This is a genomic window from Candidatus Hydrogenedentota bacterium, assembly GCA_018005585.1.
Classification (GTDB): Bacteria; Hydrogenedentota; Hydrogenedentia; order Hydrogenedentales; family JAGMZX01; genus JAGMZX01.
The window spans coordinates 1-7,272 of record JAGMZX010000212.1; the positions used below are offsets into that span (position 1 = coordinate 1).

The 7,272-nt window shown below is 62.9% G+C and carries 7 protein-coding genes; 2 read left to right on the forward strand and 5 right to left on the reverse strand.

Annotated features, from left to right (window positions below; genetic code table 11):
* A partial coding sequence (gene thyX, locus KA184_22175) for an FAD-dependent thymidylate synthase (GenBank protein ID MBP8132297.1) occupies positions 1-564 on the forward strand: 564 nt, incomplete at its 5' end.
* A 212-nt stretch (positions 565-776) separates the two neighbouring features.
* Positions 777-2,831 carry a fused protease/ribonucleoside-triphosphate reductase gene (locus KA184_22180; protein ID MBP8132298.1) on the forward strand — a complete coding sequence of 685 codons (2,055 nt, stop codon included), beginning with the start codon at positions 777-779 and terminating at the stop codon, positions 2,829-2,831.
* Positions 2,832-2,885: 54 nt separating this feature from the next.
* Here KA184_22180 and KA184_22185 read toward each other — a convergent pair whose 3' ends face one another.
* The 5 genes from KA184_22185 to KA184_22205 all read right to left on the reverse strand — a co-directional run bounded on the left by KA184_22185 (position 2,886) and on the right by KA184_22205 (position 6,685).
* On the reverse strand, positions 2,886-3,707 hold the full coding sequence (locus KA184_22185) for a glycosyltransferase family 2 protein (protein ID MBP8132299.1): 822 nt from the start codon (positions 3,705-3,707) through the stop codon (positions 2,886-2,888).
* Positions 3,685-4,746, reverse strand: a complete 1,062-nt coding sequence (locus tag KA184_22190; GenBank protein ID MBP8132300.1) for an NAD-dependent epimerase/dehydratase family protein — start codon at positions 4,744-4,746, stop codon at positions 3,685-3,687. The genes KA184_22185 and KA184_22190 overlap by 23 nt, the downstream gene beginning before the upstream one ends.
* Before the next feature lie 203 nt (positions 4,747-4,949).
* The gene (locus tag KA184_22195) at positions 4,950-5,096 is read right to left on the reverse strand and encodes a hypothetical protein (GenBank protein ID MBP8132301.1); all 147 of its coding nucleotides are present in this window, start codon (positions 5,094-5,096) and stop codon (positions 4,950-4,952) included.
* Between the two features lie 148 nt (positions 5,097-5,244).
* Positions 5,245-6,240: an RluA family pseudouridine synthase gene (locus KA184_22200; GenBank protein ID MBP8132302.1), complete on the reverse strand. Its 996-nt coding sequence runs from the start codon at positions 6,238-6,240 to the stop codon at positions 5,245-5,247.
* Positions 6,215-6,685, reverse strand: a complete 471-nt coding sequence (locus KA184_22205; GenBank protein ID MBP8132303.1) for a hypothetical protein — start codon at positions 6,683-6,685, stop codon at positions 6,215-6,217. Before KA184_22205 ends, KA184_22200 begins: the two co-directional genes overlap by 26 nt.
* Positions 6,686-7,272: the final 587 nt, after the last annotated feature.

Sequence of the window (7,272 nt, forward strand, 5' to 3'; positions counted from 1 at the left end):
TACCTGGAGAACATCATCCGCGTGCGTCACGGCAGCGTGCTGGAGCATGCGGTGATGAATTTCATTTTTGCCGACGTGAGCCGCGTCGTAACGCACGAACTGGTGCGCCACCGGGCGGGGACGGCGGTCTCTCAGGAGTCGCTGCGCTTCGTGCGCCTGCGGGAGCTGTCGGTCTATTGCCCGACGCAGATCCGCGAGAGCGCGGAGGGGATGGAGGTCTTTGTCAGGACCATCGAGCAGCTGGAGGAGCTGCAGGGAACGCTGGCGCGCATGTACGGGATCGACGAGGAGCGCGAGTTCGATCAGAAGAAGAAACTGACGTCGGCGTTCCGGCGCGTGGCGCCCATCGGCGTGGCGACGACGATCGGCTGGTCCTGCAATGTCCGTGCGCTGCGACACGTAATCGAAATGCGCACGGATCCCCACGCGGAAGAAGAGATACGCGTGCTGTTCGCCAAGGTGTACGAACTGGCGCGGGGCCGGTACCCGAACCTGTTTTCCGATTACGAGGTGGAACAGGTGGACGGTCTGCCCTGGGTCAAGACGGCTTGCGGGAAGGTATAGGGAACGCGGTTGTGAAATCACGAAAGAGCCAGACGCCTGTGCGCCGCGCGGCGGGGATGGGCCGCGGCTCGGCGGAGCCGGGGCCTGGCCTCCGGGATTGGATGGGAACGGGCGTGTGGCAATACCGTCCGGCGCGGAGTGTGCATCGGTTGTAGAGGAAAGTGGGAAATGTCGCAGCAGGGAGACAACGCCAGCAGAGGGAGGCGCAGAAAATGCTGTTTCCGGTAAGAGAACCATTCAAGTTGTCCGAGGATTTCGTCCAGTTGTTTCGCGGGAAACAACCGGCATGGGGGCCGCTCGGGTACATCACCTACAAGCGCACGTACGCGCGGATCGTCGAGAACGACACGGGGCGCACGGAGGAGTACTGGGAGACGGTGCGGCGCGTGGTCGAGGGATGCTACACCATCCAGAAGACGCACTGCCTGAATCTCAAGCTGCCCTGGAACCCCGAGAAGGCGCAGCACTCCGCCCAGGAAATGTACCGGCTCATGTGGGACTTCAAGTTCCTGCCGCCGGGGCGCGGCCTCTGGATGATGGGTACGGACTACATCTACCAGCGCGGCTCCGGGGCGCTCAACAACTGCGCGTTCGTGTCTACGGAAGAGATCGACACGGATTTCGCGGAACCGTTCTGCTTTCTCATGGACATGTCGATGCTCGGGGTGGGCGTAGCGTTCGACACGAGCGGCGCGGGCAAGATCCGCATTCAGCGTCCCACGACCGGCGATTACACGTTTACCGTCGAAGACTCGAAAGAGGGCTGGTGCGACCTGGTGCGGTCGATGCTGAACGCGTACATTGGCCGCGCGTTGAAACCGACGCATGTCGATTACACGAAGGTCCGGCCCATGGGTTCGCCGATCAAGACCTTCGGGGGGATTGCGCCCGGGCCCGGGCCCCTCATCGAGTGCATCAACAATCTCACGAAGATCCTGGACGCACGCGTCGGCGAGCGGATCACCTCGACGGACATCACCGACTTGATGAACGTCATCGGCAAGTGCGTCGTGTCGGGCGGTGTCCGGCGCACGGCGGAACTCGCGCTGGGCGACCCGGGCGACGAGGAATACCTGCGGCTGAAAGACCCGAAACTGCATGAGGACAAGCTGACGGCGTGGCGTTGGGCTTCGAACAACAGCGTGAGCGCGCGCGAGGGCATGGACTACGTCGTCGTGGGCACGCAGACGGCCAAGAATGGCGAGCCGGGCTATTTCTGGCGCGAGAACGCGCGCGCGTTCGGCCGGTTCAAGGACGGCGCGACCTGGGCGGACGCGAAGGTGGCGGGCACGAACCCCTGCGCGGAACAGAGCCTCGAATCCTTTGAGATCTGCAACCTTGTCGAGACGTTCCCATCGCGGCATGACACGATCGAGGAATACAAGCGGACCCTGAAATTCGCGTACCTCTATGCGAAAACCGTGACGCTGATCCCGACGCACAACGAGCGCACCAACGCCATCATGCTGCGCAACCGGCGCATTGGCCTGTCGCAGTCCGGCATCGTTGAGAGTTTCGAGCGGCACGGCCGGCGCGCGCACTTCCGGTGGTGCGATGACGGTTACCAGTATATCCGGGAATTGGACAAGATCTACTCCGACTGGCTGTGCGTGCCGCAGAGCATCAAGAAGACGAGCGTCAAGCCAAGCGGTACGGTCTCCCTGCTGCCGGGCGTCTCGCCGGGCATCCACTATCCCCACTCGGAGTTCTACTTCCGGACCATCCGCATCGACAAGACGAGCCCGCTCATCGAGCCGCTGCGCAAGGCAGGCTACCGCATCGAGGAATCGGTGTACGGGGACAACACGTGGATCGTGTACTTCCCCGTGCACGAGCGGTATTTCAAGCGGTCGAAGCACGACGTGTCCATCTGGGAGCAGATGGAGAATGTGGCGCAGATGGCCTATTACTGGGCAGACAACCAAGTGAGCGCGACGGTGACCTTCCGGCCCAATGAGGCGAAAGACATTCCTTACGTGCTCGAGATGTACGAAACCCGCGTGAAATCCATCAGTTTCCTGCCGCTCAAGGAGCACAACTACGCGCAAGCCCCGTATCAGGAGGTCACGAAGGAAGTCTACGAGCAGGCAGTCGAGAAGCTGCAGCCGTTTACGCTCGAGACGGTCAAGACCGACGAGGCGCAGGACCTCTTCTGCGACGGCGACAAGTGCGAGATCAATGTGGCGGAGCACATGCCGCAGCAACAGGAAATCGAGGTCGAGGAGTTGCCCGCGCCCAGCAAGGACCGGCTCAGCATGACGTCATAGCGGGAATTCAAGACGGCAACGCGGCGCGCGGGCGGCGGGTTCGCCCGCGCGTTCTTATTGCGGCGCCTGCCCTTCCTCGCATGCCTTGGACGGCTTGTTCTCCAGGAGCAGGTCGTCCAGGATGAGCAGGCGCTCGAACCAGACCATCAGCAGCGTGCAGAGATACCGGCGCCCCATCTGGCGCAGGCGCAGATTGGACTGACCCCACGTGCGGCCCGACCACGAAATGGGAATGCGCGCGATACGGTAGCGCCGCACCAGCGCGGAAAGGGACATCTCGATTGTTACGTTGAAGTGTGCCGCCTGCAAGGGGCTGATGCTCTCGATGACGTGGCGGCGGTAGACCTTGAACGCGTTGGTCAGGTCGTTGTGGCGCGTAAGGAAAAGCAACTGCATCGCCTTGTTCACGATGCGGTTGGCCAACAGTTTCACGGGCGGGTACATGGTTACCTGGCTTCCGCGCATGAACCGCGAGCCGAACACGCAGTCGTAGCCTTCCTCGATCGTGCGGTAGCACCGCACCACGTCTTCCGGCGAATCCGAACTGTCGGCCATGACAATCGCGACGACGTCCCCGGCGATCTGGCGCAAACCGCACCGCACCGCACGGCCCAGACCTCCCGGCGGCGTGTTGTGAACCAGGCGCACCTCGGGAAATTCGCGCTGCATTTCTTCGACGGCTTGCGGCGTCCGGTCGGTGCTGTTGTCGTTCACGACGAGCAGCTCGAAGGGGATGCCCTCTTCGCGCAGGCGCGCCCCGAGCGCCGAAAGCGTGGGCCGGATGTTCTCTTCTTCGTTGTAGGCGGGGATGAGAACAGTGTATTTGAGCGTGTTGCGGTCCGCCGGGACCAGCTCAGATGCGCCCCTCGAACCCATGGTAAATCTCCTCGAGGATGCGCCGCAGGTCGTAGGTGAAATGCCACTCGGGATAATGGCTCTGGAACTTGCGCACGTCGCCGATCCACCAGATATGATCGCCGATGCGGTTCGTTTCCACGTACGTCGTCTGCATCTTCTTGCCCGTAATCTCCTCACACAACGCGATCGCTTCGCGCATCGAGCAATTGCAGTGCCGGCTCCCCCCGATATTGTAGACCTCGGCACAACGCGGCGCGCGGAAAACCTGTTCAAAACAGCGCACCAGGTCGTCCGAATGGATGTTGTCGCGCACCTGCTTGCCTTTGTAGCCGAAAATGCGGTATTCGCGGCCCGTCATGGCGCATTTCATCAGATAGGAGAGGAAACCGTGCAGCTCCGCGCCGGAATGGCCCGGCCCAGTCAGGCAGCCCCCCCGGAAGATGGCCGTCTTCATGCCGAAGTAGCGGCCGTACTCCTGGACCATGACGTCCGCCGCGACTTTCGACGCGCCAAAGACACTATGCTTGCACTGGTCGATCGACATGGTTTCGTCGATGCCGTGTTCCGCCCAGGGATGACTTGGGTCGAGTTCCCAGCGCTCCTCCCGTTCGACCAGGGGCAAGTAATTCGGCAGGTCGCCGTAGACCTTGTTTGTCGAGGTGAAGATGAAGGGCGCGCCGGGCGCGTGTTGGCGCGTCAGTTCGAGCAGATGCAGCGTGCCCTGCGCGTTCACGCCGAAATCCGTGAGCGGCTCCTTCGCGGCCCAGTCGTGGCTCGGCTGCGCCGCCGTGTGGACAATCAGGTCGATGCCGCCCGCATAATCACGGAAACAGGCGTCCAGCGCCCCATAGTCGCGGATGTCTATCTCCCGGTGGATATAGATCGGGAATTCCTCTTTGAGCCGCTCCGCTGACCACCGGGTCGAGCCTTCCTTGCCGAAGAAATACGCGCGCATGTCATTGTCGATGCCAATCACCGTCCGGCCCGAGCGCGCAAAATGACGGACCGTTTCCGCGCCGATAAGCCCCGCCGAACCAGTGACAATGATCACGCCCATGCCGATGCCCTCGTGGAATCCATGCAGTACCTGCGAGAATACGCGCCCAGTTCCAGCCGAACGCAACGCATTCTAATACGCCGCTTCGGGGGTGTGTCAACTTGGAAATAAGATGGGGGAACCTGCGCGCGGCGCCGCGTGAAATGCGCCCCGCCCGGCGGACCGGCGGGCAGGGCACGCAATGCGATGTGCCACGCAGCCCCCTATTGCATTTCAAACCGCACGAACTTCAAGGTCGCCTCTTCCTCGACGCTGCCGGTCGTGTTGGTTACGGACGTCCTGAGGAACACGCAGCGCACCGGGAAGCCGTCAAAGTGCGTGTAGCTGCGCCCGGGCAGTCCGACCGGCATTACTGCCCATGATTTCTCATATTGCGTAAATCGCGCAGGGTGTCCTTGAGTACAACTCCTGGTGTGATGGAACGCGGCCACACGCGTCCGAAACAGGCGATGGGGATGCAGCAACACGTTGCGGCGAAAGAGCTTGCGCCGGCCGGGGTCACTCGCTTGCGGCGGTTGCCTGCCGCAATGTTTCAAGCGCACGCTGGAAATCGGCGGGCGGCGGCGCTGTGAAAGTCATGCGCTTGAGCGTGGCGGGGTGTTCGATGCCAAGCAGTTCCGCGTGCAAGGCTTGCCCTTCTAGCGCCTGCAACGCGGCGCGAGTCTCCGGCGAGATGTGCCAGTCGCGAAAGTCCGTGACGCCATAAACGGGGTCGCCGAGGACGGGCCTCCCCGCGAAGCGCAGATGCACGCGAATCTGGTGGGTGCGCCCGGTCTCCAGCTGCAGCGCGACAAGCGAGGCGACACCGAACCGTTCGAGGACTTCGAAATGGGTGACGGCTTCCTTGCCGCGGATACCGGTCACGGTCATGCGCTTACGGTCTACGGTGCTACGCCCGATGGCGGCGTCGATGCGTCCCCGCAGTTCGCGGAACTCGCCGCGCACGAGGGCGAGATAGCGCCGTTCGAAGCGGTGGGCCGCGGCTTGTTCGCCGAGGCAAGCGTGCGCGCGCGGCGTTTTTGCGACGACCATCACGCCGGACGTGTACTGGTCGAGCCGATGCACGACGCCAGGGCGGACCGGGTCGCCGCCGGGCCGCAGGAAATCGGGGCAGCGGAACAGGATCGCGTTGACGAGCGTGCCGCTGTAGTGACCCGGCGCGGGGTGCACCACGAGCCCCGACGGCTTGTTGACCACGACCAGTTCCGGGTCTTCATACAACACCTCGATGGGTATCGGTTCCGGCTCGAGCTGGATGCGGGGCGGCGGCGGCAGCGTCGCGGTTATGTGATCGCCCAAAGCGGCGCGGCGCGACGGCTTGCGGCATTCCTGGCCGTTCACGCGGACGCGCCCGTCCTTGATCAGCTTTTGCACGAACGTGCGCGAGGCGTCCTCAACCATTTCCGCGAGAAACACGTCGAGCCGCAACCGTTCGTGCTCCTCCACGACGACGGCCTCGACGGTTGCTTCATGCGTCGGTGTTGCCTGTCCCATGAATACCCCGGAAATGCAGTAGCGCGGCCATGAATTCATCGCCCAGATGCCAGGGAAGATAGTCCGCGTGCTCTTCCCGCGCCACGTGCTCGTTGATGGCCTGTACGGCCTTTTCCAGAACGGGGATCATCGTCCACCACAGGTCCTCATGATCGACCCAGAACCGGGTATCCGCCTCGAGCACCGCGGTAAGCAGGTCGCCGGGATACCGCTGCGCCTCGAGAAAGGGGTCGTCCGTCAACCGCTCAACGGCCAGCGGCACAGTGAAACGGAGCGCCAGATGCCGCGCGATCAACTCCCGCAGTTCCGCCGGGCTCAGCCGCCGGACCGGCTTGTTGCCCAGGCGCCGCAAGACCATAGCGCGGTCATCGTCGCCGCCGGCCTGCTCGTAGAGGTTGGGTTCCAGCTCCAGCAGCGGCTTGCGCATGTCGAACGGTGGTTCCAAAGACGATGCTCCAGTTGCTTTCAGGGCTCGATCTTGCCCGCAACCCGGCAGTCTAGGGTGGCCAGTGACGGTTTTCAAGGCCATCTTCCCCCGTCTAAATACAAGCAGAATCATGCGGCGACGCCAGAACCCTACGGTGACTGCTGCCGGCGCATGTCCCGGTCCGGCTGTGCCAATGCGCCGCCGCAGTCCCCGCCGCATAGTACCCGGGGAGGCATACAACATGACATAGAGGCGCCAGCGGCCGATATGCCGGTGGGTGATTAGCCTGCCCTTGAATTCACCCTTCTCCTCTATTTCCCCGGCCTGTCTCCGATGGCTGCCCCGGTATCGGGAGCCTCCGGTTCTGCCGCGAGCGCCCGTTGTTCGACATCGGGCGATTTGGATTGCTCCTCTACTATGTAAGATACATCTTCGTCGGGAACACGCTCAACCCGCCGCGTTTTGGGGTTGCGTCTGAGCCTGGCGCCGGTTTCCACGGCCTCGCGCTGCATTGCGGTGAGACCTGGAAATGGTCACCCGGTTATCTGCTTCTGAAACGGTACAGTAGGCTTCAATGGGGCCGCCGATTTTCATCGGCGGAAATG

Excerpts from the sequence above, each read along its gene's own strand:
- KA184_22200 (MBP8132302.1), bottom strand. The coding sequence starts at position 6,240 with ATGGGACAGGCAACACCGACGCATGAAGCAACCGTCGAGGCCGTCGTC.
- KA184_22195 (MBP8132301.1), bottom strand. The coding sequence starts at position 5,096 with ATGCCGGTCGGACTGCCCGGGCGCAGCTACACGCACTTTGACGGCTTC.
- KA184_22185 (MBP8132299.1), bottom strand. The coding sequence starts at position 3,707 with ATGGGTTCGAGGGGCGCATCTGAGCTGGTCCCGGCGGACCGCAACACG.
- KA184_22190 (MBP8132300.1), bottom strand. The coding sequence starts at position 4,746 with ATGGGCGTGATCATTGTCACTGGTTCGGCGGGGCTTATCGGCGCGGAA.
- KA184_22180 (MBP8132298.1), top strand. The coding sequence starts at position 777 with ATGCTGTTTCCGGTAAGAGAACCATTCAAGTTGTCCGAGGATTTCGTC.